Annotated in this window: 20 protein-coding genes, 1 other RNA gene and 1 other annotated feature; of the genes, 17 read left to right on the plus strand and 4 right to left on the minus strand. The window is 35.5% G+C overall.

Translation table 11 applies throughout. From position 1 onward, the window contains the following. Positions 1-59: 59 nt before the first annotated feature. The 3 genes from PBV87_RS10390 (at position 60) to brnQ (ending at position 3,225) form a co-directional block, all read left to right on the plus strand. Positions 60-905 (plus strand): AraC family transcriptional regulator, encoded by an 846-nt coding sequence (locus tag PBV87_RS10390; RefSeq protein WP_053984592.1) that lies wholly within the window; start codon positions 60-62, stop codon positions 903-905. A gap of 21 nt (positions 906-926) precedes the next feature. After that, positions 927-1,466, plus strand: coding sequence for a DUF402 domain-containing protein (locus PBV87_RS10395; RefSeq protein ID WP_053984591.1), 540 nt, complete (start codon positions 927-929; stop codon positions 1,464-1,466). 88 nt (positions 1,467-1,554) lie between these two features. Then, positions 1,555-1,812 (plus strand) — a binding site (T-box leader). Between the two features lie 69 nt (positions 1,813-1,881). Continuing rightward, a complete protein-coding gene (gene brnQ / locus PBV87_RS10400; protein ID WP_271012202.1) occupies positions 1,882-3,225 on the plus strand; it encodes a branched-chain amino acid transport system II carrier protein in 1,344 nt (447 codons plus the stop codon). A 332-nt stretch (positions 3,226-3,557) separates the two neighbouring features. Here the strand turns inward: brnQ and PBV87_RS10405 are convergent, their stop codons facing one another. Then, on the minus strand, positions 3,558-4,823 hold the full coding sequence (locus PBV87_RS10405; protein WP_271012203.1) for a M28 family metallopeptidase: 1,266 nt from the start codon (positions 4,821-4,823) through the stop codon (positions 3,558-3,560). Between the two features lie 230 nt (positions 4,824-5,053). On the opposite strand from PBV87_RS10405, the gene PBV87_RS10410 reads away from it, so the two are divergent. After that, entirely contained in the window at positions 5,054-6,418 is a 1,365-nt protein-coding gene (locus tag PBV87_RS10410; protein WP_271012204.1) for an SLC13 family permease, read from the plus strand. Positions 6,419-6,470: 52 nt separating this feature from the next. Here the strand turns inward: PBV87_RS10410 and PBV87_RS10415 are convergent, their stop codons facing one another. Then, entirely contained in the window at positions 6,471-7,115 is a 645-nt protein-coding gene (locus PBV87_RS10415) for a Crp/Fnr family transcriptional regulator (protein WP_271012205.1), read from the minus strand. A gap of 190 nt (positions 7,116-7,305) precedes the next feature. Here PBV87_RS10415 and PBV87_RS10420 point away from each other — a divergent pair, with 190 nt between their 5' ends. The 4 genes from PBV87_RS10420 to PBV87_RS10435 all read left to right on the plus strand — a co-directional run bounded on the left by PBV87_RS10420 (position 7,306) and on the right by PBV87_RS10435 (position 10,973). Further along, positions 7,306-9,186: an aryl-sulfate sulfotransferase gene (locus PBV87_RS10420; RefSeq protein ID WP_271012206.1), complete on the plus strand. Its 1,881-nt coding sequence runs from the start codon at positions 7,306-7,308 to the stop codon at positions 9,184-9,186. 135 nt (positions 9,187-9,321) lie between these two features. Then, the gene (locus tag PBV87_RS10425; protein ID WP_271012207.1) at positions 9,322-9,912 is read left to right on the plus strand and encodes a precorrin-2 dehydrogenase/sirohydrochlorin ferrochelatase family protein; all 591 of its coding nucleotides are present in this window, start codon (positions 9,322-9,324) and stop codon (positions 9,910-9,912) included. Beyond that, positions 9,887-10,660 (plus strand): sirohydrochlorin cobaltochelatase, encoded by a 774-nt coding sequence (locus tag PBV87_RS10430; protein WP_271012208.1) that lies wholly within the window; start codon positions 9,887-9,889, stop codon positions 10,658-10,660. Before PBV87_RS10425 ends, PBV87_RS10430 begins: the two co-directional genes overlap by 26 nt. Before the next feature lie 85 nt (positions 10,661-10,745). After that, a complete protein-coding gene (locus tag PBV87_RS10435) occupies positions 10,746-10,973 on the plus strand; it encodes a hypothetical protein (protein ID WP_271012209.1) in 228 nt (75 codons plus the stop codon). Between the two features lie 53 nt (positions 10,974-11,026). Here PBV87_RS10435 and PBV87_RS10440 read toward each other — a convergent pair whose 3' ends face one another. Further along, complete coding sequence (locus PBV87_RS10440) at positions 11,027-12,442, minus strand: MATE family efflux transporter (protein ID WP_053984581.1); 1,416 nt, start codon at positions 12,440-12,442, stop codon at positions 11,027-11,029. A gap of 263 nt (positions 12,443-12,705) precedes the next feature. Between PBV87_RS10440 and PBV87_RS10445 the strand changes: the two genes are divergently transcribed. The 3 genes from PBV87_RS10445 to recQ all read left to right on the plus strand — a co-directional run bounded on the left by PBV87_RS10445 (position 12,706) and on the right by recQ (position 19,217). After that, a complete protein-coding gene (locus tag PBV87_RS10445) occupies positions 12,706-14,676 on the plus strand; it encodes a methyl-accepting chemotaxis protein (protein ID WP_271012210.1) in 1,971 nt (656 codons plus the stop codon). A gap of 158 nt (positions 14,677-14,834) precedes the next feature. Continuing rightward, on the plus strand, positions 14,835-16,805 hold the full coding sequence (locus PBV87_RS10450) for a methyl-accepting chemotaxis protein (RefSeq protein ID WP_271012211.1): 1,971 nt from the start codon (positions 14,835-14,837) through the stop codon (positions 16,803-16,805). Positions 16,806-17,027: 222 nt separating this feature from the next. Next, complete coding sequence (gene recQ / locus PBV87_RS10455; protein WP_271012212.1) at positions 17,028-19,217, plus strand: DNA helicase RecQ; 2,190 nt, start codon at positions 17,028-17,030, stop codon at positions 19,215-19,217. Between the two features lie 39 nt (positions 19,218-19,256). On the opposite strand, the gene PBV87_RS10460 is transcribed toward recQ, so the two are convergent. Next, complete coding sequence (locus tag PBV87_RS10460) at positions 19,257-20,582, minus strand: MATE family efflux transporter (protein WP_271012213.1); 1,326 nt, start codon at positions 20,580-20,582, stop codon at positions 19,257-19,259. A gap of 96 nt (positions 20,583-20,678) precedes the next feature. Here PBV87_RS10460 and PBV87_RS10465 point away from each other — a divergent pair, with 96 nt between their 5' ends. From PBV87_RS10465 to PBV87_RS10490, 6 genes are all read left to right on the plus strand, one after another. Next, positions 20,679-21,551 carry a MerR family transcriptional regulator gene (locus tag PBV87_RS10465; RefSeq protein ID WP_271012214.1) on the plus strand — a complete coding sequence of 291 codons (873 nt, stop codon included), beginning with the start codon at positions 20,679-20,681 and terminating at the stop codon, positions 21,549-21,551. A 103-nt stretch (positions 21,552-21,654) separates the two neighbouring features. Continuing rightward, on the plus strand, positions 21,655-21,906 hold the full coding sequence (locus PBV87_RS10470; RefSeq protein WP_271012215.1) for a hypothetical protein: 252 nt from the start codon (positions 21,655-21,657) through the stop codon (positions 21,904-21,906). A 108-nt stretch (positions 21,907-22,014) separates the two neighbouring features. Then, positions 22,015-22,485, plus strand: coding sequence for an SsrA-binding protein SmpB (gene smpB / locus PBV87_RS10475; RefSeq protein ID WP_053984574.1), 471 nt, complete (start codon positions 22,015-22,017; stop codon positions 22,483-22,485). Positions 22,486-22,542: 57 nt separating this feature from the next. Continuing rightward, positions 22,543-22,892: a transfer-messenger RNA gene (ssrA, locus tag PBV87_RS10480) on the plus strand. Between the two features lie 155 nt (positions 22,893-23,047). Further along, a complete protein-coding gene (locus tag PBV87_RS10485; protein WP_271012216.1) occupies positions 23,048-25,240 on the plus strand; it encodes an ATP-binding protein in 2,193 nt (730 codons plus the stop codon). Positions 25,241-25,253: 13 nt separating this feature from the next. Further along, entirely contained in the window at positions 25,254-25,562 is a 309-nt protein-coding gene (locus PBV87_RS10490) for a hypothetical protein (RefSeq protein WP_271012217.1), read from the plus strand. Positions 25,563-26,153 lie beyond the last annotated feature (591 nt).

Here is a 26,153-nt window from a genome sequence, read left to right on the forward strand (position 1 = left end):
AATATAAGTAAATCTAAGGATATTGCAAAAAATATAAAAATATTGAACGGAGGAATGGTGTGCAAGCACAAGTTATCTTTCCGATAGTTACAAAAGAAATGGAGCAGTTGCCTTTTTATATAACAGGAGTGGGAATAGACTATGAAGAGAATGGTGTACATAGAGAAGAGGGCTATCAGGATTATCAGTGGGCTTATTGTCTAGAAGGGGAAGGTGTCTTTAAAATTGAAGGGCAGATCTACCCTATTAAGAAAGGTACAGCCTTTTTCTTTAGAAAAGGTATTCCTCATAGCTATGAAAAAGTAGCAGGAAATTGGCGTACCTATTGGATTACATTTAATGGGCAACAAGTAGAAAATCTTATAGAATATATGGGTATTGGTTCTACTATGGTACTAGAATTAGAAAAGGATTCAGAGATTAAGCACCGCTATAAAGAACTCTTCTATACACTAAGTACATTGACCAATCGCCATGAAAGTATGCTAAAAGCCTCAGGGGCTTTGTATGAGCTAATGATTTATATGCAGCATAGTAAAATAAGCCATGAAAACGAAGGTAAGAATAAGGCTTATCAAAGGTTAGCGCCAGTAATGAGATATATGGATGACCATTACCAAGAAGATTTGGCATTAGAAGACTTGGCAGAACAAATTGGTGTAACCAAATACTATTTATGTAGGCTTTTTAAAGAAACCTATGAAAGCAAACCTTTTGATTACTTAAATCAAATTCGTATCCAAAAAGCAAAAGAATATTTAGTTACGCAAGAACAGCTAAAAGTAAAGGAAATAGGAGAATTAGTAGGGTATAATGATACCAGCTATTTTTGTTCTAAATTTAGAAATTACGAAGGTTGTTCACCCATTGAATTTAGGAAAAAATATAATTCAAATACATTTTAAGTGAGGTAGAAGGAGAAAAAGATGAAAAGAAAGTTTTTAGATGGACGTAATTGGACATGGCTAGAAAAATACACTTATGAAATTAAGTATATCGAAGATTTATTTGAAGGATATATCTCGTTTCTTAAGATAGAAAGTGTTAAAGAGAAGTTAGTGGTAGACTATGATGACCGTCCAAATGTTTGTTTATGTGATGATGGATATAAGGGGCTAATTTTCTTGCCAGATCATGAAAAATGGTGTGCAAGCGCTGTATTTGATAGAGAGGGAAAGTTTGTTGAAATCTATTTTGATATTATTAAAGGGGCAGGTGTAAATGAGGAGGAAATCCCTTACTTTGATGACCTTTATTTAGATGTAGTTATGACAGCGGATACCAAGTTACGTATACTTGATGAAGAGGAGTTAGAAGAGGCTTTAGAGGTAGGGGATATCACAAAAGAAGACTATGATATGGCCTATGCCACAAGTAAGAAAGTTATAGAAGAAATTATACCTAATGAAGCTTTCACAATGGACTTCTTCAGACGCTATTTAAATCAGTTTGAAAGTGAAAAATGAAATATTAGATTATAAAAATTTCAATTTAAATTAAATTTAAGTATTGACATAAGTTCAAAACTTTATTAGAATACTTTCAACAACATAAGTAAATTCGATGACGAGAAAAAGTAAGTTATAAGATGTTCTACAGAGAGTTGGTACATGCTGAAAGCCAATGTTCAAATTATATCCCAAAATCATCTCCCAGAAGCAATACTGAAAAGCGATGAGTAAGTATTGACGTAGTCTTTCCACGTTACAGGATAAGCGTATTGTTAGATACGAATAGAGTGCTATAAAAGGTCTAATAGGCAGACACATTTTTATAGAATTAGGGTGGTAACGCGGCTAGTCCGTCCCTTGAGTAAAATCAAGGGGCGGTTTTTTTATTGTCAAAAAACAAAATGAGTCAACATAAAAGGAGGAAAATAATATGAAACAGTTATCAAAAAAAGATTTATTATTTGTGGGGCTTATGCTTTTTTCACTATTCTTTGGGGCAGGAAATCTAATATTCCCACCATTTTTAGGACAGTCAGCAGGAGATAAAGTTTGGATTGCGTTAGGGGCATTCCTTATTACAGCGGTTGGCTTCCCAGTATTAGGTGTTATTGCAGTAGCAAAATCAGGTGGACTTCCTAATTTAGCAAGTAGAGTACATCCACTCTTTGCAACAATCTTTACAATCTTAATCTATTTATCTATAGGACCATGTCTTGGGATTCCAAGAGCAGGAAGCTTACCATTTGAAATGGTTGTAGCACCTTACTTACCACAAGGTGTATCAGATATACTGGCACGTTTACTTTTTACGTTAGTCTTCTTCTTAGTAGCTTATTGGTTATCTTTATCACCAACAAAACTAGTAGATCGTATGGGGAAGGTTTTAACACCCACTTTATTAAGTTTAATTTTAGTTGTTGTCATTGGCTCAATCTTTAAACCATTAGGTGCCTATGGAGAAGCAACAGGGGCTTATATTGAATCACCATTTGTAACAGGATTCTTAGAAGGGTATTTAACAATGGATACCATTGCAGCTCTTAACTTTGGAATTGTCATTGCTCTTGCAATCAGAACAAAAGGCGTACAAGAAGAAAAAGACGTTGTATCCACATCCATTAAAGCTGGACTTATTGCGGGTGGCTTACTTGTAGTTATTTATGGTGTACTTGCACACTTAGGTGCAGCAAGTGGTGGAAGATTTGGTGTAACAGAAAATGGTGCACACACATTAACCAATGTTATGACTTACCTCTTTGGTCAACCAGGAGCAGTCTTACTTGCAGTGATTTTTACACTTGCATGCTTAACAACAAGTGTAGGACTTATTACTTCATGTAGCCAATACTTTGCAACATTAACAAACAAAGTGAGTTATAAAAACTGGGTAAGAATCTTAGCCATTTCAAGTATGCTTCTTGCCAATATGGGACTTTCAAAAATCCTTGCGATCTCAATCCCAGTACTTGATATGATTTACCCAATTGCAATCATGTTAATTGTCCTTGCTATGTTAGATAGATTCTTTAAACAAAGTAGAGCTGTATACGGCTTAACAATCTTACTTACAGGTGTTGTAAGTATAATGTATGGATTAGGTGGATTTGGAATTAATGTAGGTGCAAAAGTATTTGGTAACCTTCCACTTTATGCAAAAGGTTTAGGATGGGTAGTACCATCCCTAGTAGGAATGTTAGTAGGCTATATGATTGAGGTATTCATAGCTAAAAATAAAGAAGTAGAAAGTGTAGAGCTTACAGCAGAAGGTGAGTAAGGAGAAAGTTTATTTTTTCGTGATTTTCCCTTTTCTTAATCAATCAAGCTAAGCCGAAGTAGTAGAACTGTAAAAGGGTATCCGGGAAAGTCTAGTACTCTCTTTTTCCTACCTTGGAAAGTTCAGCTGAAGTAAAAGAGTTGTGTGGACATTCTGAAAGCTTCTTTATGAGATAATACTTAGAGCCTCTTAACGAAAATTAGTTTATGGATTTTAGCGTCATGTTTGAGCAAAGCGAGTTTGACACGTTCATAAACTGATTAAGTTTAGAGGCTCTTAGTGTTGCGGAAGTGGAAGCTGGAAGAGTAAACTTCACAGCTTGTTACTTCACTTTACTTCTCTTCCTTTTTCTTTTGTAAATATTTATCTACTGCCTCAATCATATTTTGAGGCATTTTTTGTTCTACTGGGAATACAGGTGAGTTGATTACACGGTCGCCAAAGGTTTGAACAAAGCGGGCAGTGTTTTCTAAGGATTCACCTGATAAGTAATCTATAATATCGTAGCGTGAGTGAATCATAGCACAACCTGGTGAGCCGAAACGGCAGAAGTTAACGCAAGGAATGCCCTTGTCTGCAAATGGTATAGAGTCACTTGAGTAAGTATCTTGTTTTACACTGATAGCAAAGCCGACTTCTTTAGCTAAGTAGTCAATATAATGACATAAGCTGTTATCAGCAGTAACAATGGCACGGTCTTCACCCATGATTGGACCAGCTACATCCACATTGATACCAAGTTTGATAGCTTTAAGAGTTTCTTCATTACTATTTGCAACATAAGCTTTACTACCGAGTAAGCCTTTTTCTTCTGAGCCAAACCACATAAAGCGCAGTGTACGTTTTGGTGGGTGAGCTAAGTAGTGGCGAACAAGTTCCATTAAAATAACAGACCCAGCACCATTATCATAGACCCCTGTACTAAATGGTACACTGTCATAATGTCCCATAAAGGCAATTTCTTGTTCAGGATAATCTGTCCCAGGAATAGTAGCATACACATTATGTGAATCTACCTCATAGTCATCTTGTTCAAGTACCATGCGTACCTTGGTTGCTTTGTTTTTAACCATATCAAAAGCATCAATAGCGCGAAGGGTTACTCCTGGAATTTGGCCAAGTTCTAAGTGTTTAGCACGGATTGCACGCAACTGTAAATCTGTTAATTCTGGGTCATCTATAATAGTACCACTATAAGTGATCACACCAGCAACTTCAGCTTTAATAAGGCGTTCGTAAGTTTCTAAAGAAAGGTGTGTATTAAGAAGTACAACTTTTCCTTTTACATCTAAAAGATCTACATCGGTAGCTTGTTGTACGTATTTGAACTCGGTCACAAGACCTTCACTTGGTGTGTTGCCAGAAAGACCAAGTCCTGTTACTTCATAAGTTTTTTGATAAGGCTCAAGAACTTCTAAAGTAGCTTTTTTTATTGTATAGTTATGTACTTTGAAAGCTTCAAGTGTACCTTCTACACCTATTGATTTAAGTTCATCTAATAAAATATGTGCAGCTTTTAATTCTTCGTCTGTCCCACTACAACGGATAAATCCAATCTTTTGAAGTAATTCAAAAGCACGATTACCACAAATACTCATTTCTAAAACCCCCTTTAGTTTGTTTTATTTAAGTGAACATAGTCTCTTATACATATACAACAAGATGGTTTTGAATACAATAGTATATTGTCTTAAATTTAACTAATTCAAATAAAAAATATCACCAGATATTTTTTTATAAGTCATATAGATGATATACTTATAAAAGAAAGAAGCGTTAAAAAAATAACAAACAAAAAGGAGATACTATGGGACAATCAATATCACAAATGGACAGGACAAAACAAATTAAATGGCTTTTAACAATCATCATTCCTATTTTGATACTATTTGTGCCAGAAACAGGTGGCATTACAAAAGAAATAAAGGTATTTTTTGCAATTACTGTTGCCGCTATATTATGTTTCGCATTTGAACTTTTAAACAATATGATACCAAGCTTGTTATTACCTTTTGCTTATGCTGTAACAAATTTGGTGCCATTAGAAGTGGCTCTTAAGCCATGGACTGTAACAGTTGTATGGACTGTATTATGTGGATTTATTTTATCTCTTGTATTAGAAAGAATAGGGCTTTTACAAAGGCTCGCTTGTTGGTGTATTTTAAAGTCAGGTGGTACATATAATGGGATTCTATATGGATTAGTAGTTGCAGGGATTGTGGCGAACTTAATCTTGCCAGGTGCATGGTCTGTAGCGTTTGCCGCACTTGGATATGGGATCTGTAAAGCTTTTAATTTAGGCAAATCAAAAGAAGCAGCAGGGATTATGATGACAGCTGCTATGGCAAACTTAATGCCAGGTTTCTTTGTAATGGACCCAAGTAATGTGGGAGTTCTTATTGGGGTAGCAGGAGGCGTTACTGATTTAACTATTACATATACAGATTACTTAATGCAAAATATTATTTTCTTACCATTCGGCTTCGTTATGGCTTTTACAATGAGCAAACTTTTTAAAGCTAATGTGACTATTGAAGGGAAGGCATACTTTAAGGCTCAGTTAGAAGAAATGGGTGCTTTCAAAAAAGAAGAGAAAAAGGTACTTGGTGTTTTAATCTTCTTCTTCCTATTCCTTATTACAAGTAATATTCATGGTATTGGACTAGTATATGGTTATATTTTTGCTGTTATTTTACTTTATATGCCAGGGATTGATGCAGGGACAAAAGAGGATATTCAAAGAGTGAACTATCCATTCTTATTCTTTATCACAAGTTGTATGTCTATTGGACAAGTAGCTAATGTCCTTGGTGTTGGAGAACTTATTTCCAGTTCAATTATTCCACACTTAGGTGGTATTGGACCAATTGGTTTCTTATTTATTATTTGGCTTATTGCTGTACTTACAAACTTCTTACTGACACCACTAGCAGCAATGGCAGCACTAGGTGCACCTATTACACAAATGGCACTAGATATGGGAGTAAGAGTAGAGCCAGTACTATATACGTTCTTTAATGGGCTAGATCAGATTATTATGCCATATGAATATGCCCTCTATATGATTTGCTTCTCTTACGGACTTATCCATATCAAAGACTTTATAAAAGCATTTAGTACAAAAATGCTTATCAGTGTAATCTATCTCTTCCTTATTGTTGTACCATATTGGAAGCTTATAGGATTGCTCTAAAATAATAAATAAAGAGGCTATACCATTTAGGATAGCCTCTTCATTTATACCTTTATTCAATGTACTCTAGAAGTTTTGCCTTATCAGCGATAATCGTATGATGCCCACGTTTAAAGATGATTCCTTCCTCTTTTAAACGTTTCATAAGCCTTGTGGTTGTTATAACATGAACACCTATGTATTTTGAGAGCTCAGCATATGAAAAACATTTATGGAGATGAAGCTGTCCATCTTTAACACAAGCGAGCTCTAGAAGTGCTTTGCATAAGTTAGAAAGATTATTACCATGCTCTAAGTGATGGAAATGAGCGAGTACACCGTCATAGTGTTGCAGTGTTATTTCAACAAGCCAAGGATAAAAATGTGGATGTGTATTGATAAAATAAGTAAATTGAGTATAGGGAATCTCATAAAGTATGCAATCTGATTTAGCTATAATAGAAAAGGCAGAAAAGGTATCATCTTTATAAGCAGGTGAATAGATAGGTGAAAAACCTAATAAGTCTCCAGCTTTAAAGTACTGGTAAATCTTTTCATCGCCATTTCTGGAAATACTAGTAAGAGCACATACCCCCTCTAGCAGACAGTAGACAAAGTGATGACCATGTTCAGAATTATAAAGTGCTTCATCTTTTACGGCAATCCTATGGACACCGATTTTTTTTAGTTGTTCAAAATGTACATTTCTTGATGTCATAATATGTGTCCTCATATCTATAAAATATAAATCTTAAGAAGTAATAATGTGATTATATAATATATTTTAAATGAAAAATGATAAATTTGGAATATATTTTAGTAAAATTTTAAAAAATATCACGTGATGTTTTTTACTAAAGCTATAAATGTTATAATTTTAACAACAAATTAATGAAAGAGGTGTAGATATGTTACAAGAAACGATTAAGTATGAAAAAATTGACCACTTAGTTAATAGACAATACGAGCAAGAACAAATGATGTTAAAAACTTTTAATGAAGGACACTATACTTTAGAAAATCCTTATGTAAAAGTAAATCCTTATTTTGTATCTCCTCTTACAGCGCTTGTTATGTTTAGAACTGAAGAATCTGTTACTGCTACCATTACTGTAAAAGGTAAAGAAGAAGCAGGAAATATTACGCATACATTTAAAGCAGGTACAGAACATAAGCTTCCAATTTTAGGTCTATATCCAAACTACCAAAATACTGTAGAGATTAAACTATCAAATGGGGAGAGTACACAAATTAAATTGCAAACAGATGAGTTAAATGATATGCCTCATCAAGCTACATATATCAAGACAACAAGTGAATACATGCAAGATCAAATTATGTTTGTCACACCATCTGGCGACTCACTTGCAGGAGGATATGATTATAGAGGGGATTGCCGTTGGCATTTAGTAGAACCTTTTATCTTTGATATGAAGCGTGCTAAAAACGGAAATATTTTAATTGGTTCTAATCGTCTTATGAAGGTACCTTATTATACAGCAGGATTATGTGAAATGAGCCTAATGGGGAAGGTTTATACAGAGTATTGTATTCCAGGTAGTTATCACCATGATCAATTTGAAATGGAAGATGGCAACTTACTGATCTTAACACAAGAAAAAGATGCTAAAACTTCAGAAGATATGTGTGTTCTTGTAGATCGTAATACAGGAGAAATTATCAAATCTTGGGATTACAAAAAAGTGCTTCCACAAGATGTAGCCAAGTCAGGTAGCTGGAGTGAGCATGACTGGTTCCACAATAATGCCGTTTGGTATGATAAACGTACAAATTCTCTTACCTTATCAGGTAGACACCAAGATGCAGTCATCAATATTGATTATGAAACAGGAGATCTTAACTGGATTATTGGTGACCCAGAAGGATGGCCACAAGAAATGGTAGAGAAGTACTTCTTTACACCTGTAGGAGATGGCGAGTTTGATTGGCAATATGAACAACATGCTTGTATGATGCTCCCAGATGGTGATGTGATGGTATTTGACAATGGGCACTGGAGAGCTAAAAATAAAGAAAACTATGTACTTAATAGAGATAACTTCTCACGTGGGGTTAGATACCGTATTAATACAGAAGATATGACCATTGAGCAAGTATGGCAATTTGGGAAGGAAAGGGCTAATCATTTCTATTCTTCTTATATCTCAAATGTGGAATACTATAGAGATGGGTATTACTTAGTACACTCAGGTGGTATTGGTTACAATCATGGTGTAACATGTGAAGAACTTCCTGTTTATATGGATTTAAGTGATCCAGAAAACAAACTTAACAGTATTACAGTAGAAATAATGGATGGGGAAGTAATGTTTGAAATGCATTTACCATCTAACTACTACCGTGCAGAAAAAATGCGTTTCTATCATGAAGGGGAGAACCTTACATTTGGTAAAGGACGTGTACTCGGTGAGATTGGTAAAACAGAAGAATTTGAAACAGGGATTCCAGGCGTAGAAATAACAGGAGAGCTTATCCCTGCATTCCATGAAGCAAGTGTAGTAGAAGAAGAAGACCGTATTGTATTTGAGGCTAAATTCAAACGTGGTCAACTTGCTATGCTTCAACTTGAAAGAGGTCAAGAGGAGCATAGATATTATATTTCAACAAGTGCGAAACCATTTCTTGCAATGTGTGTAGGTACGTTCCAACCAAAAGATGATCGTACAGTAACGATCAATGTAAATAAAGAAGGATTAAAAGGTGAGTTTGATTTAAGACTTATTGTAGATGATAAAAAATATGAGTCAGGATTGAAATTAAAATTTTAATAGATAATAAGGGGTTGCCAAAAGGTAGCCCTTTTTGATGTGGAAAATCCTTGACCAAGATGTGTTTTTGGGAGAATATAGAAGATAGGATAAAGCATAATTTTTAATAAAATAGGGAATAGATGGAGGCAAGAGATGTATACAGCATGTCTGAATTTAGAAGGTAAGAAAGTAACGATAGTAGGTGGTGGCAAGGTTGCATATCGTAAGGCAGTAGCATTAGAAAATGAGAAATGTGACTTACATATTATTGCACCAAGCTTTATAGAGGCGTTTAAAAGTCTAGGGCCAGAGGTTAATCTCGTTTATAAATGCTATGAAGAAGGTGATTGTGCCAATAGCTTTCTAGTAGTAGCAGCCACAGATGATTACGAGACAAATCAAGCCGTAGGAGCATTTTGTAAGCGTGCTAATAAACTGTGTAATGTGGTAGATAATAAGGAACTTTCTAGTTTTATTGTCCCTTCTTCCTTTAAAAGAGGTGATTTGATGATTGCTGTATCAACAGGGGGAGCCAGTCCTTCTCTAGCGGCCCTTATTAAAAAAGAATTAGAAGAAAAGTATGATGCATCCTATGTGGAACTTATGGATGTACATAGACGTTTAAGAGCACAAGTATTACAACAAGTAGAAGATGAAATGGAGAAGAAAAAAATATTAAATCACCTTGCTACTTTAAGCCTAGAGGAGTTGAAGACCTATGAAAAAAGCCATTTTGGTTGTTAGCTTTGGAACAAGCTATTTAGAACAGAAGAAAGAAAGTATTGATCCATGTATCCATGCCATTGAAGAAGCTTTTAGTGACTGGGATGTGTATGAAAGTTTTTCATCAAGTTTTTTGAGAAAGCGTTTATTAAAAGAGCATAATCTAAAGATGTTGTCACCAGAAGAAAGTATGGAAACGTTGCAACAGGAAGGATATGAGAAGGTTATTATTCAACCCCTCTTTTTAATAGAAGGAATAGAATATGATAAATTACTAGAACTTCAACAAGCCTATGAAGGAGAAACAGGCATTCATCAAGTTGCAGTAGGGAAGGCATTATTAAGTACACAACAGGACTACACAAAAGTGGTTAAGGAGCTTGAAGACCTTTACAGTGGGTTAGATTCAGATCTTCTTTTACTTGGACATGGTACAACGCATCAAGCACATGCATCTTATGCTCAACTTAGAGAAATGTTAGATAAGACAACACTAAACTGCATTGTGACAACCTTAGAAGATAGAAGTCATTTGGAGATGCTTCCTTTTAAAAATGAGAAGGTTACAGTGGTGCCTTTTATGCTTGTAGCAGGTATGCATATATTAAGAGATGTGATGGGAGACCATGAGGAATCTTTTAAATATGGGTTAGAGCAAATGGGTAAGCAGGTAGAGGTAGTAAAAAAAGGCTTAGGGAGTTATACGAGTACAAGAGCCGTATACATTGGACATATTCAAAATGTGATAGATACATGGGAAAATAAGTAGAATACTGGCTTAGGGTTTACAAAAAGAAGGTTTTTATATAAGATAGAAACGAGCAATGGACAAGACAGAAGGAGACTTTTAAGTAATGAATAAAGAACAAATGGTTAAAGATATATTAAGTATACGTCGTAGAGTGAATGTAGCAAAAGGAAAAAATATTAGAGAGATTGAGATTTTTGAAGAGCAAGTAGAGAAATCTCACAAACGTATAGAGCAAGCAAGATATATTTCAAAAAAATTCAATGAAGATGAACTTGTTCGTATTCAAAATGCTTATGAAAGCTTAAGAAGTGTACCAAGCGTACAACAATAAAGGATAGAAAAAGGGTGTTGCAGTGATTGCAACACCCTTTTTACTATATGTGATTAAAGTGCTGGTACTTCGTCTTCGTTACCAGCATTGTTTTCATCTTCGTTTTCAACTGACTTAGCAGCGAAAGCTTTTTTTACAACAACGATTGCAAGTGGCATAAAGATAACAGCACAAACAATCTCTGCAATTGGATAGCAGAACCATACGGCATCTAATCCTACGAATTGAGCAAAGAGCCATGCGCATGGAATGATGAGTACGAGCTGACGTAAAAGGGACATAACCAATGATTTGAAACCATGTCCAATAGATTGGAACATAGTTGAAAGGGTAATCCCGATAGATGCAGGAATGAAGCAAAGGCTAAGTACGCGTAAAACATAAATACCCATTTGAACCATTTCTGGACTTCCATCAAAGAGTGCAAGAAGTTGTTCTGGAAGTAACCAGAAGATTCCTGTTCCTGCAAGCATAATAATGAAGGAAGTTGTAAGTGTTAGTTTTAAGGTTTGAATAAAACGTTTCTTGTTGTTAGCACCAAAGTTGTAACCCATAATAGGCATTGCGCCTTGAGTTAAACCAAATACTGGCATGAAGATGAAGGATTGAAGCTTAAAGTAGATCCCAAAGATGGCAACTGCTGTAGAAGAGAAGGCCATTAAGATACCATTTAAGAATGTAGTTGTTACAGAACCAATGGCATTCATAACGATAACTGGGAAACCAACTTTATAGATATCAATAATATGTTCTTTTTCAAGTTTGAAGCCTTTAATTTGTAAATGTACTTCATGTGATTTAATGTGGAACATCACAAGTACAAAGATCATGGCACAAATTTGCCCGATAACTGTTGCAATAGCAGCTCCCTTAATCCCCATTGCTGGAAGCCCGAATAATCCAAAGATAAGGATTGGATCGAGAATAATATTGGTAACCGCACCAATAAGTTGAGAGAACATTGGAATAATCATATTACCTGTAGCTTGTAAAGTTCTAGAGCAAGTAATCTCTACAAAGATCCCAAATGAGAAGATCAGTACGATTTGTAAGTAAGATGTCCCCATATCAATAATTGTTGCATCGTTTGAGAAAAGCCCCATAAAGAAGCGTGTTGCGAAAATACCAATGAGCATAAAGACGATGGCATTCATAATCGCTACAAAGAAACCTGTACTTGCAATTTTAGATGCCACAACTTTGTCACCTTCGCCTAATTTACGAGCGATCAGTGAGTTAACCCCAACACCTACACCAAGTGCAAATGCAATAATAAGCATTTGAAGTGGGAAGGCAAGAGAAACCGCTGTTAATGCATTTTCGCCAATACGAGATACGAAAATACTATCGACAACGTTATACAATGACTGTACCAACATAGAAAAGATAGCTGGTATAGACATACTTGCAAGCAATCTTCCAACAGGCATTGTACCTAATCTTTCAGATCTTGAATTGTTGTTTTGCATGAAAGTATAACCCCCTATATTAAATTTTTAATTGAATCCACTGTTGTGTAAACACATCCTATTAGTATAGTCCTTTTAAAAATAAATTTCTATACGTCTATTTGTAAATTAAGTAGATAGGTATAGAAAATGTTATGCGCAAATCCTACAAAAAATAAAAATATAAGGTTATATTTGAATAAAATTGTTTACTATTGTATAGTAAGTTAGGGCGTAAAAGTTGTAAAAAAGAAATTATACAAATGAGACAACAGGAGGAGAAGATGAAAAGGGTACACAAATCGATTAGGGAAAAAATTGAAAGACAATTTTCTATGATTTTATTATTTACAGCACTTTTGCTTACAGTCGTTGCCATATCCATTGGTTATACTACTGTGAATAATACAGTGAAAGAGATGATGCCAGAGATTGTTACAATGACAGCTTCAGCTATAGAAAATAAGCTAGAGCTCTTTAGAAATGTTGTAACCAATGTGGCGAAGATGGAAGGAATTGCTGATCCGGATATTCCTATGAGTGAGAAGTTTGGGGAACTAGAGGAAAATAGAGCTTATATCAATGCAGACACATTGGTAATGGCGACTATGGATGGCGATATTATTAGACAAGATGGTAAGAAGGCGAGCATTAAAGATACGGATGTGTATATGCACACAACAAAAGGTGAAACGTATATCTCTTCACCACAATTTAATCCTGTATCAGAAACCATGCGCTTTAATGTAGCTACACCTATTTATTACAATGGTGAGATGGTCAACATCTTAGTTGCCACATTTGATGCAGGCAAGTTAACAGAGATGATTAGCAACTTGAAAATAGGAGATAATGGGCGCGCATTTATTATTGATCAAACAGGTACAACAATAGCTCATCTAGATACAGACCGTGTGAACAACCAAGAAAACATCATGACTTTAGCACAAGAAGATAAAAAATATAAAACAGTATCTCGTGTTCATGAAAAGATGATTAATGGTGAGCTTGGGATGGATACATATAAATTTGGTGGGAAAAAATATATATCAGGTTATGGGCCAATACCAGGTACGCAGTGGTCTGTAGGCATTTCGTTACCCAATTATGAAGTAGTCAAGGAATTACGTATGCTCGTAGCCATTATGCTTGTTCTTTGCATTGTTTGTTTAGTAGTAGGTGGAAGAATTATACGTAAATTAGCTTACGCTATTACACAACCTATTGAAAGCTTGACAGAGCGTGCTAAAAAGATGCAAGAAGGTGACTTAAGCTCAACGATAGCAGCTATTGAAACAAAAGATGAACTTGAAACCCTCTTTATTTCACTTAGAGATATGATGAGAGGTATAGCGGTGTATATTAAAGATATAGACTATGTCTTACATAACCTAGCAGAAGGCGACTTAACTGTAGCCAGTCAAATCGAGTATAAGGGAGACTTTGCACCTATTAAGCAGTCTCTTAATATGATTGGAAATAAACTTAATACAACGATGAAAGAAATTCACCATGTATCTGAGCATGTATTAGAACAAGCAGGTAGAGTGTCAGAAACAGCAACAGAACTTGCGGCTTCAGCCACAGAGCAAGCAGCTTCTATAGAAGAGATGAATGCAACTATTAATGATATGGCAGACCAAATCAAAACAAGTAGCAATCATGCACAACAAGTTAATGAAGTTGCACAAACTGTAATGGTTGAGATTGAACAAGGTACGGGTCAAATGCGTCAGATGGAAGAAGCCATTGTTAAGATTCAAACTTCAACGGGAGAAATCTCTGAAATCATTAAAGTCATTGACCAGATTGCAGCTCAAACTAATCTTCTAGCCCTCAATGCTTCCATAGAAGCAGCACGTGCGGGGGATGCAGGACGCGGCTTCTTAGTAGTTGCCAATGAGGTTAAAGACCTTGCTGCACGCAGTATGCAAGCAGCAAAACAAACAACTGAATTAGTAGATGCAACGGTTCAGTCTGTAGAAGGTGGCACAGAGATTATTACAAAGACCACAGGGTCCTTTAATAAAATCGTAGAAAGCATTGATACAGTTATTGCAAGTGTTGAGAAAAGTGCAGAGATTGCACACAGTCAATCTGAAGCAGTAACAGATATTACAGCAGCGATTGATGAGATTTCTCAGCTTGTACAAACCACAGCAGCCAATGCCGAAGAGAGTTCGGCAAGTAGTGATGAACTTGCAAATGGCGCAAAAGTGCTTCAAGAGAAAATTAATCATTTTAAAGTTAATTAGAAAATCAAAAGGTATTGTATCGTATTAAGATGCAGTGCCTTTTTTGTATAAAAATGATTGAATAAAATTATACAATATTATATACTAAATTTAGTTATTTTGGGTGAAAAGTCCCAATAATAAGTCAAAACTAATCATAAAATATGAGGAGGAAGCAGATGCAGGGGAGAAAAAGGGGAATAAGAGAAAAAATGGTTACACAGTTTTCTAAAATTTTGCTTATTATCACCTCTTTATTAACAGTAGTAGCTATATCTGTGGGGGCTATTACGGTGAATTCAGTGGTGAAGCATATGATGCCAGAGCTAGTAAGTATGACGACAAAATCTATAGAGAACAAATTAGAATTCTATACAAGTGTGATGATGAATGTAGCAAGCTTTGATCATATTACAGATCCATCACTTTGGATGAGTGCTAAGTTTGGAACACTTGAAGAAAATAGAGAGTACTTAGATGCAGATACACTTGTTATGGCAACAACAGAAGGGGAAATACTTAGACAAGATGGCAAAAAGGCAAATATAAAAGATACAGATGCTTTTAAAGAAGCATTGACTGGCAAGACTTATATTTCAACGCCTAGCCTCAATGCGCTATCAGGGAAAATGAGCTTTGATATTGCAACACCTGTGTATTATGAAAAAGAAATCGTCAATGTCTTAGTTGCAACTTTTGATGCAGAGAAACTTACAGATATGATTAGAGAGAGCAAAGTAGGGGAGAAGGGTCAAGTTTTCATTATAAATGGTAACGGTACCACTATTGCGCACTTAGATATGGAAAGAGTAAATAGTCAAGAAAATGTGATTGCATTAGCTGATGAGAATAAGGCGTATCAATCTCTTTCACGTATACATACTCATATGGTAAATGGTGAGAAAGGAATAGATACTTATCAATTAGAAGGGAAAAAATATTTTATAGGTTATGAGCCCATCCCAAGTACCAGATGGTCAGTAGGTGTGGCATTACCTAATGCTGAAGTGTATCAGGAAATACGTATTTTAGCAGTAGTGATGATTGGACTTTGTATTGGATCTTTAATACTAGGAATGAGTGCTATACGTAAATTAGCCTATAACATTACTCATCCACTTGAAGCCCTAACAGAGCGTGCAAAGCAATTACAAAAAGGCGACTTAACTTCTGTAGTAGAACCTATTGAAACAGGAGATGAACTTGAAACCCTTTATCTATCATTACAAGAGGTGATAGGAAGCTTTGCAACCTATGTGAAAGATATTGATGATGTTTTACAGCGTCTTGCAGATGGTGATTTAACTGTAGCAAGCCACTTAGAGTATGAAGGAGACTTTGCACCCATTAAGCAATCACTCAATTCCATTGCACAGACCTTAAAAGGGACTATGGAAGAGATCCATCATGTATCTGAATATGTCTTTGGACAGGCTAAGAGAGTAGCAGAAACAGCCAATGAACTTGCAGCATCAGCCTCCGAACAAGCTGCTTCAGTAGAAGAAATTAACACGAACATAGGGGATATGGCTAAACAGATTAGACGTAGTAGTAGACATGCCAAGAAGATGGATGAGATTGCTCAAGATGTGATAGAAGAGATCGAGCAAGGTACAACCCAAATGCATAATATGGAGCAAGCCATTGTCAATATCCAAGTATCGGCAGGACAAATCTCAGAGATCATCCAAGTGATTGACCAGATTGCAGCGCAGACCAATTTACTGGCTCTTAATGCATCTATAGAAGCAGCTCGTGCAGGAGAAGCAGGACGTGGATTTGCAGTAGTTGCCAGTGAAGTGAAGTCTCTGGCAGAACGTAGCATGGAAGCGGCAAAGCAAACTGCAGAGTTGGTAGGGGCAACACTTCACACAGTAGAAGGTAGTGCGCAGATTATCACTAACACGACAGCTTCCTTTAACAAAATTGTTGAAAGTATTGATACAGTTATTGTGAGTGTTAAAAAGACTGCTGAGGCAGCAGAGATTCAATCCGAAGCCGTTAATGAGATTACCACAGTTGTAGAAGAGATTTCTGGGCTGGTACAGACAACATCCGGTAATGCTCAAGAAAGCTCTGCAAGTAGTGAAGAACTTGAGACCAGCGCGAGAGTACTTCAAGAGAAGATTAATTATTTCAAAGTAGGTTAAAAAAATGAAAAGGTATAAGCAGTAGGTATATGCAGAGTAATAGGGATATAATAGAGTAGAAATAGAGCTTAAAATGATAAAGCAAATGGGGGTGTTGCATGAGAAGTAGATGCAGCACCTTTTTAGATGTTTTTATATTTTCTTATATAAAGAAGCTTCTCTATAAGAAGAGAGGTTGAAGAAGTAGGGCAAAATGAGCTATAGTAAGAGATAAGAGTAATGATGCAAAGGATAGAACATATGAGACCATTAGAGATTTTAAAACAATATTTTGGATATAGTAGTTTTAGAGTAGGACAAGAAGAGATTATAGGGGCATTGGTAAATGGACAAGATGTACTAGGCATTATGCCAACAGGTGCAGGGAAATCTATTTGTTATCAAGTACCAGCTTTATGCGGGAGCGGTGTAAGTTTGGTCATTTCGCCTTTAATTTCTTTAATGAAAGACCAAGTGGATGCCTTAAGAGAGATGGGGATAGAAGCTGCTGTTCTTAATAGTACACTCAGTGCCCATGCCTATAGAGAGGTAATGGAAGATGCAAGAGAAGGTAGATATAAACTGATCTATGTAGCACCAGAACGATTAGAGTCTTATGACTTTGTCAGCTTATGTAGAGGACTGCCTATAGATTATGTCATTATTGATGAGGCACACTGTGTAAGCCAATGGGGACACGACTTTAGACCAAGTTATAGAGGTGTTGGTAACTTTATTAGAAGTCTACCACATCGCCCAGTGGTTGGTGCATTTACAGCAACTGCCACACCTAAAGTTAAGGAAGATATGCTGGCATTATTAGAGCTTCAAAGACCATATTGCATTACCACAGGTTTTGACCGCCCTAACTTATACTTTGAAGTAGAAAGACCGAAGCGTAAGCTAGAATGGACACTGGATTATCTTAAAAAGCATGAAGGAGAAAGTGGGATCATTTATTGCTCCACAAGAAAGAGTGTAGATGCTCTATATGAAAAACTCCTTTCAAAAGGCATGACAGTGGTAAGATACCATGCAGGGCTTAGTGAAAGCGAGCGTAATATGAACCAAGAGTACTTCTTATATGACCGTGCCAGTGTTATGATTGCCACCAATGCCTTTGGTATGGGGATTGATAAATCTAATATTCGTTATGTCCTTCACTACAACATGCCAAAAAATATGGAAAGTTACTACCAAGAAGCAGGGCGTGCAGGCCGTGATGGTCTAGAGTCTACATGTACATTAATGTATGCTTCTTCAGATATTATGACCAACCGTTTGCTAATCGAAAATGCAGGCTTAGGGGTAGATTTATCTTTAGAATATGAAAAGCTCAACCAGATGGTGGATTACTGTAACACAGAGGGCTGTCTAAGAAATGCCATCTTGCGTTACTTTGGTGAATCACCAACTAAGTTATGTGACCACTGTGGCAACTGTAATAGTGAGATTGCTCAAGAAGACATTACCATAGAAGCACAAAAGATTTTGTCTTGTATCAAACGTATGGGTGAGCGCTTTGGAATGACTCTTGTGATTGATGTACTTAAAGGGGGGAATACGGAGAAGATTCGTCAGTTTGGATTCCAGACTTTATCCACTTATGGCATTATGCGTGAATATAGCAAAGAGATGATTAAGGAAATGATGTCTTTCTTAATTGCAGAAAAGTATATTGCCTTAGATGGAGATAAGTTCCCCATATTAAGGTTAGCACCTCTTAGCTATGAGGTTTTAAAAGGACAAAAGCAAGTGAATATGCGTATTGCCCTTCGTGTATCTGAAAAAGAAAGAGTCCCAGAAGTGGAGAGCTTACCAGTAGATCTACAACTTCTAGAACAATTAAAACATTTACGTATGCAAGTGGCAGAGCAAAATCATATTCCACCATTTATTGTCTTTTCAGATGCAACTTTAAGCGAAATGTGTAAGTACTACCCAACCACACACGAAGAGATGCTTGCCATTAATGGGATTGGGGTAGCCAAGTATGAGAAGTACGGAAAAGTCTTTGAACTTCTTATCAATAATTACGTGCAAGAAAATCAAATCATTAAGCCAGAAGTAAGAGAAGCCAAAAAGGAAAAGGGAAGTACAACAAGTAAGACGGCTAAGAAAGAAAATAAGAAAGATAGCCACTTAACGACTTATCAGATGTACAAAGAAGGCATATCTCTAGATGAGATTGCAAAAGAAAGAGGTCTCTCACGTTTTACTGTAGATAATCATCTTGTCAAATGTGTGGAAGAAGGCTTAGAGATAGACTTCTATCAGTTTATGACACCAGAACAAGAACCTCTTATTGAAGCGGCTATAGGACAAGTAGGTATTACGTTACTTAAACCGATTAAAGAGTTGCTTCCAGAAGAAGTATCCTATACAGCTATTAAGCTTATGATTGAAAAGCTAAAACTTGAAAATAAGATTTAAATACAAAAGCTGTTGCCCTATTAGGCAACAGCTTTTTGATTAATAGCGATACTGTTTTTGATATCTTTTAAAAAAGAAGGCAGCCATAAGGAGACCTAAGCATTCAGCAAATGGTGTTGCAAACCAAAGTCCAGTCATGCCAAAGACAAGGGGAAGGATACTAATGGCAATCACCATAAAGACAAAGGAACGTGACAGGGCAAGTGCCGCAGAGACAATTCCGTTAGATAAGGCTGTAAACATACCACTTGCAAAGATGTTAAACCCTACAAAGAGTAACGCCAGTGAGCAGATTTTGTTCCCTGTAATGGCAATATCATAAACAGGATTATCTGGTCGTGTAAAGATATTGACCATCTGTGGTGTGGCAATAAAAGAACCAATAGCTGAGAGGATAGAAACACTTCCGATAAAGGTGAAGCTGAGTTTAATAAGACGACGCAACTTGTCGTGGTTATCTTCTCCGTAATAGTAACTAATCATAGGTGCAACCCCATAGGCATAGCCAGTGTAGAAGGAGCAAGCAAACATTAACACATACATGATAATGGTAATGGCAGCAACACCGTCTTCGCCTACATATTTCAGCATAGCAGCATTGAACATAAGGGTTACAACACCTGTTACAAGGGAGGTTGCCATTTCGGAAATACCATTGGTAGAGGTTTTGACAAGGGTATGCCATCTAAAGACAGGTTTTACAAAGTGTAAGAGGTTTTTCTTATTGGAAAAGATAATAAGTCCGGCAATGGCTGTAATAGAGTAACCTGTACCTGTAGCAAGTGCAGCCCCACCAATCCCCATATCCAAGACAGCAATCAATAAGTAGTCTAGAACAATGTTTGTAACACCCCCAGCAATAGAGCAAATAAGGGAAAGCTTGGATTTGTCTGCTGCAATCATGTAGAGAGAAAAGTTATACATAAGTAAAACTGGAATAGTGAAAAGTAAATAATGTGATAAGTAAGTTTTGCAGTAGTTAAGCACATTAGGTGAGATGTTCATCGATGCAAAGATGGTATCCATAAAGAGGTAGCCTAAAATCATCATCACGACTCCAATGACCACGTTAGTCAAGATGAGCATGGTGAAGTCTTGCTTAGCTTCCGGTGCTTTTTGTTCACCCATCTTTCGCATAATGACCGCACTACCACCAGTAGCAAGCATAGCTGAGATAGCAGTGATCAAAGAGAGGATAGGGGCAACTAAGTTAATAGAAGAAAGTGCCTGGGTACCAATCAAGTTGGATACAAATAAGCCATCAATCATGGTGTATAAGGAAGTAAATACAGACATGATAATAGTAGGAATGGCAAAACGCATAATATTTTTAAAGGTAACAGGACGCTGATAAGATGAAGTCATAATTTTTATCTCCTTTATAGTTTATTTTTTGATTAAGGTTATAATAAAGTATGTGGTAACCACGCGGTCAAGTGAAAAATTAAAGGAGATAGAAAGATGCAATCAACGAATAGAACCAAATTGTCTTCAGGTGAGTTTGCAAAACTCTGTCGGACTTCCAAAGAGACGTTACGTCATTATAGAAATTTAGGGGTGTTGGTGCCGTTATATGAAAGTGAAAAAGGCTACTTATATTATGATGTGGAGCAGTTTTATGACTATCATATGATTCACATCTTAAAGAAGACAGGTACACCCTTAGCGGAAATTAAAGCGTACTTAGCTAAGCAGCATCCAGATAAAGTATTAGAAGTCCTGAAGAAGCAACAAGAAATTTTAGAAGAAAAGAAAAAAGAAATTGAGCAGATGGAACAAGTCATAAGAAAGTCCATCGCCAATATAGAAATAGGCAACTCTAGTGAATTTGTAGATGGCGAGCCTACCATTGGCTATTTTGAAAAAGAACATTTACTAGCTATACCAGCAAGAGAGTTTGAAGCCAATGAGGATGAAGATATGACTTTTGTAGCCATGCTTCAAAAACAACATGACATCTGCCAAAAGTATGATGTAAATTCAGATTATCAGCTGGGGGCTATTATTCCACAAGATCATACATTACAAGGGATGGAAGCGATTAGTCACATTTATACATGTATTGATCGACCAAGTGATAACCAATATTATCATGAGAAGCCAGTAGGCTACTATGTGGCACTACGTGTACGGGGGGAGTGGGATGTACAACCTTTTTATAAGAAGTTGGTAGAATATATTAAGGCCCATGAAATTCAAGTTATAGGAGATACTTATGCCTATGATGTAGCAGGTTTTTTGCTCAATGGACAAGAAGAACACACGATTACTATGCTCTCTATTCCAGTTGAATGGAATAAAGATGTAGAAGAAAAATTAAATAAAAAGGTATAAAATATGGCCAACTGCATCAAACTTGTATAGGAAAGTTTGGCAGTTGGTCTTTGTGTATATAAGGACTAATAAATAGAACCAGATTATGAAAGGAGTACTCTAGATGGAGTCGAAAACTAAAAGGAATAGAAAGATAGCTTATGCCATAGGCCTACTTGTAATAGGAGGAGCAATCCTAAGTAAGTATATAGTAGTGCCTACATCTACTCGAGAGCAAGAAAACGTGATTGAACAACTTCAAGACGTATGGGAAGAAAATGTTGAAGTGCTCAAAACACTTATAGGAGTAGAAGATGAAGGCGAAGCGATCAATGCTTATAGTGAAGAAGAGAAAGGACTCCAAATACTTTTATAGCAAACACTTCTATAATAGGAAGAAATAGTATACGACACCTACTTGAAAAATGAGTAGGATATGTTATAATAACATATGCACTACATTTTAGAAGAAGGAGAAACAGTCATGGCGAAGAATCCAAATGCCTATAAGCTTATTGCACAAAACAAAAAAGCTTATCACGATTATTTTATAGAAGAAACGTTTGAAGCAGGCATTGTACTGGTTGGAACAGAAGTAAAGTCCATCCGCCAAGGCAGTGGCTCAGTTAAGGAAAGTTTTATCCGTATTAAAGATGGAGAAGCCTTCATCTACAATATGCATATCAATCCTTATGACAAAGGGAACATCTTTAATAAAGAACCCCTTCGTACACGTAAACTCCTCCTTCACAAAAAGGAAATCAACAAACTAGTCGGTGAGGTTTCCACAAAAGGTATGACTATCGTACCACTTAAAGTATACATCAAAGGAAGTTTGGTCAAAGTAGAAATTGGTCTTGCACGTGGTAAGAAGCTTCACGACAAACGTGATGATATCGCCAAGAAAGACATGCGCCGTGCCAACGAGCGTGAGTTCAAGATCAAGAATATCTAAGACTTAAGCTTTGCCTACATGTATGTGTATTCCCCAGCGAATACCCTTATCTAATAAGGGGGTGCACTGGTTTCGACGGGGGTCACGTATGTCGGGGCAGCCATCCGTAGAACGCCGGAGTCTACGTTAAAAGCTGGCATTTAAATTAAACGCAGATAATAATTTTGCATTAGCAGCTTAATGCTGCTAGTCTCCTCTAGGTCACCCGCAGCCTAGAACGAGACTCCGACTCAGCGGGGAACGACTTGTGCTAAGCTTTGCCCACAACGCCGTAACCATGAAGCTACTGAAGTGAACAGCCTGTCTCTGGGCGGTTCATGGAGGGAATGTTAAAACAGTGACTATGATGGTAGAGACCACAATATACGGGCTTTCGGACAGGGGTTCGATTCCCCTCACCTCCATGAACTAAATCCTCGAAATACTCTGACAAATAGAGTGTTCGAGGATTTTGGAGTTTTATGGGAAGTTACTAAAATTGGAAAACTAGAGATAAATTGACTAATCCTTGTACAGCAGAATGAGTGTGTTGTATGAGGATTTTTTATTATAAGGAGGATAAATGAAAAAGTTAGAGGTGAAATTCGAAAATTGCTATGGAATTAGAAATTTAGAGTATACATTCGATTATGAAAGGAATAATGGATATTTAATATATGCCCCAAATGGCACAATGAAAACTTCATTTGCAAAAAGTTTATTGGATATCGCTAATCAAGTTATGCCGGAAGATAAGATATATGCGGAGAGGGAGTCGAAGTATAGCATAAAAACGGCACAAGGAAATCTAGATCCACAAGGGATATTGGTTATTGAGTCATACAATGAAAACTTATCTACTGAAAAGGCATCTAGACTTTTAGCGGATAAAAAATTAAAGGAGAAATATGATAAGCTTCATAATATAATAAATGAACAAAATAAAAATTTATTAAGAGAATTAAAAATATTATCGGGTATAAGAAATGAAGATAGTATTGAAAAAGAAATTAAAAGTGTTTTTAATGAGGATAAAGAAGTAATCGAAATCTTTGAACAAATGGTACAAAATATTGAGTTTGAAAAAGTAACTGTATATGAAGATATTAAATATACAGATATTTTTAATGCTAAGACTGAAGTAATTTTAAATGATACCGAGTTTAAACAAGCGATTGAAGAGTACATGAAAAAATATAACCAGCTACTTGAAGAATCAATGGTGTTTAAGAGAGGATTATTTAATCACAATAACGCAAGTAGCATAGAGAAATCATTGAAGGATAATAATTTCTTTAGAGCTAATTTTACTTTAATTATAGAAGGAATCAATATTACGAATGAAAAAGAACTTCAGCAGTTATTAGAAGATGAAAAGAAAAAAATATTAACAGACGAAGAGTTATTAAATAAATTCAATAACATTGATAAAATTTTAAATAAAAATGCGGAAGCAAAAAAACTTAGAACAATTTTAGAAGAGCATAATGAAATAATAGAATGTTTAATAGATGTGGCAGGATTCAAGAAAAGTTTATGGTTATCATATCTAGCAAAATTAGAAGATATATTAAAAGAATTAATGGAACTGTACATAAGAAGTAAAGATGAGTTGAAAACAATAACGGAAATTGCTAAGCAACAACAAAATGCATGGTATAAGGTGGTAGATATTTTTAACAAGAGATTTGATGTTCCTTTTATTATCAGTATAGAAAATCAAGAAGATGTTATTTTAAAAGAAGATAGGGCTGTTTTTTCGTTCAAGTATAAAGATGGACAAGAAGAGAGAAGCGTGGATAAAAATAAATTATTAAGTGTATTGAGCAATGGAGAAAAAAGGGCATTATATATTTTAAATGTTATATTTGAAATAGAAGCACGTAAAGAAGAGGGGAGAGATATATGGTTAATTATTGATGATATTGCAGATTCATTTGACTATAAAAATAAGTATGCTATTGTGGAATATCTTAAAGATATACTAGAGTTAGATAGATTTAGGATGCTAATAATGACGCATAATTTTGATTTTTATAGAACGGTGGGAGGTAGGCTGAATATAGCAAGAAACCACTGTTTAATGAGTTGTAAAACCAATGGTACTATAGAACTCAAAAGAGGAGAGTATTTAAAAAATATTTTTAGTATATGGAAAGATAAATTGCATACTAATCAAAAAATATTAATTGCATCTATTCCGTTTGTGAGAAATATTATCGAGTATATCGAAGAAGAGGGAGCTGAAGATTATATTACATTAACAAGTTTATTACATATTAAAGATATAAGTCAAAATGTCACAATAAAAGATTTAGAGGCAATATACAATAGAGTATGGAAGACCCCTAAAAATATTCCTAATAAAGAACGGAGTGTGTTGAGTGTAATTGATGAACAAGCAGAAATAATATATAAGTCGCCAGTTGAAGAAATAAACCTTGAAAATAAAATAGTGTTATCTATAGCAATAAGGCTTGAGTCAGAGAAATATATGATTAAGAGGATAAATGATATAAATAAAGTCAGAAGTATTAAAAGTAATCAAACTCAAGAATTATTTAAAATATTTAAAGAGAAATATAAGGAAGAGGATGAGATATTAAAAATACTAGAACAGGTAAATTTAATGACACCTGAAAACATACATATGAATTCATTTATGTATGAACCTTTATTAGATATGGATGGTAAACATCTAAATTCTTTATATATTAAATTGAAAGAATTATACGCTGAGATAGTACTTAATGAAACAGATGAAAAAGAAAATTAGGGAGAAATAGAAGATGAAACAAATATTTGTACAGGCGATACATGAAAAAAGAATTTTAGAAGTGGTGTTTTCTTCGAGCGAAAAAGGGATAATTACACGGTGTTGTGTACCTTTTGACTTTGGACCAAGTAGAAGATATAAAGATGGAAGGGAAAGATACCATTTTTATGACTTAGACAGCCCAGAAGGAAAACATAATTTGTCTATTTTACCAGAGCAAGTGATAAATATTAGAATGGAAAGTAGCTGTTTTGAACCAGCTAATTATGTAACATGGAATCCTAATTGGTTTGTACAACGTGATTGGGGAGAATGCTCTTAGTAAATAGTAAACAAGTTTACCATAACTGTGCCAGGTATCACATGATTTAGATACAATTATTAGATAATGAGAAAATCATTAGATGTGACTCAGCTCCATGAACTAAATCCTCGAAATACTCTAATAAAAAAGTGTTTCGGGGATTTTGGAGTTTTTACGGAAAATTACTTAAATTGCAAAACTAGAGATAATAAACTGATTCTTGTGCAGAGAAGTGTGTAGTTGTACAAAAAAATTATTAATATAACATAATAGGAGGAGCTACAAGAATGGATAAGATAGTACTTAAGATATCAGTTAGAGAGGATGTAAAGAAAAATTTATAGCAAGTGAAGGTTTCACCTTCCCTATTGTACCAGGTACTTGACAATTCAAAAACAATTTAATTTATATCTAAAAGCACAATAAGTCATCCTAATAATAGTCTTTTCCCACTATGCGTTGGGTAAAGACTGAAATTAAGGTGGCTTATTATTTTGTGGCAAAGATTATAACTGATAAGTGAACTTTTAGTGGAGTTACCAAGTTACAGGCAAGCTGCTTTAGTGTTCCTGTAATGTTTTTTCAATAATGAGGTACTACTTAGAATAA

Origin of the sequence: Holtiella tumoricola, assembly GCF_027857615.1 — a bacterium.
GTDB classification, from domain to species: Bacteria; Bacillota; Clostridia; order Lachnospirales; family Cellulosilyticaceae; genus Holtiella; species Holtiella tumoricola.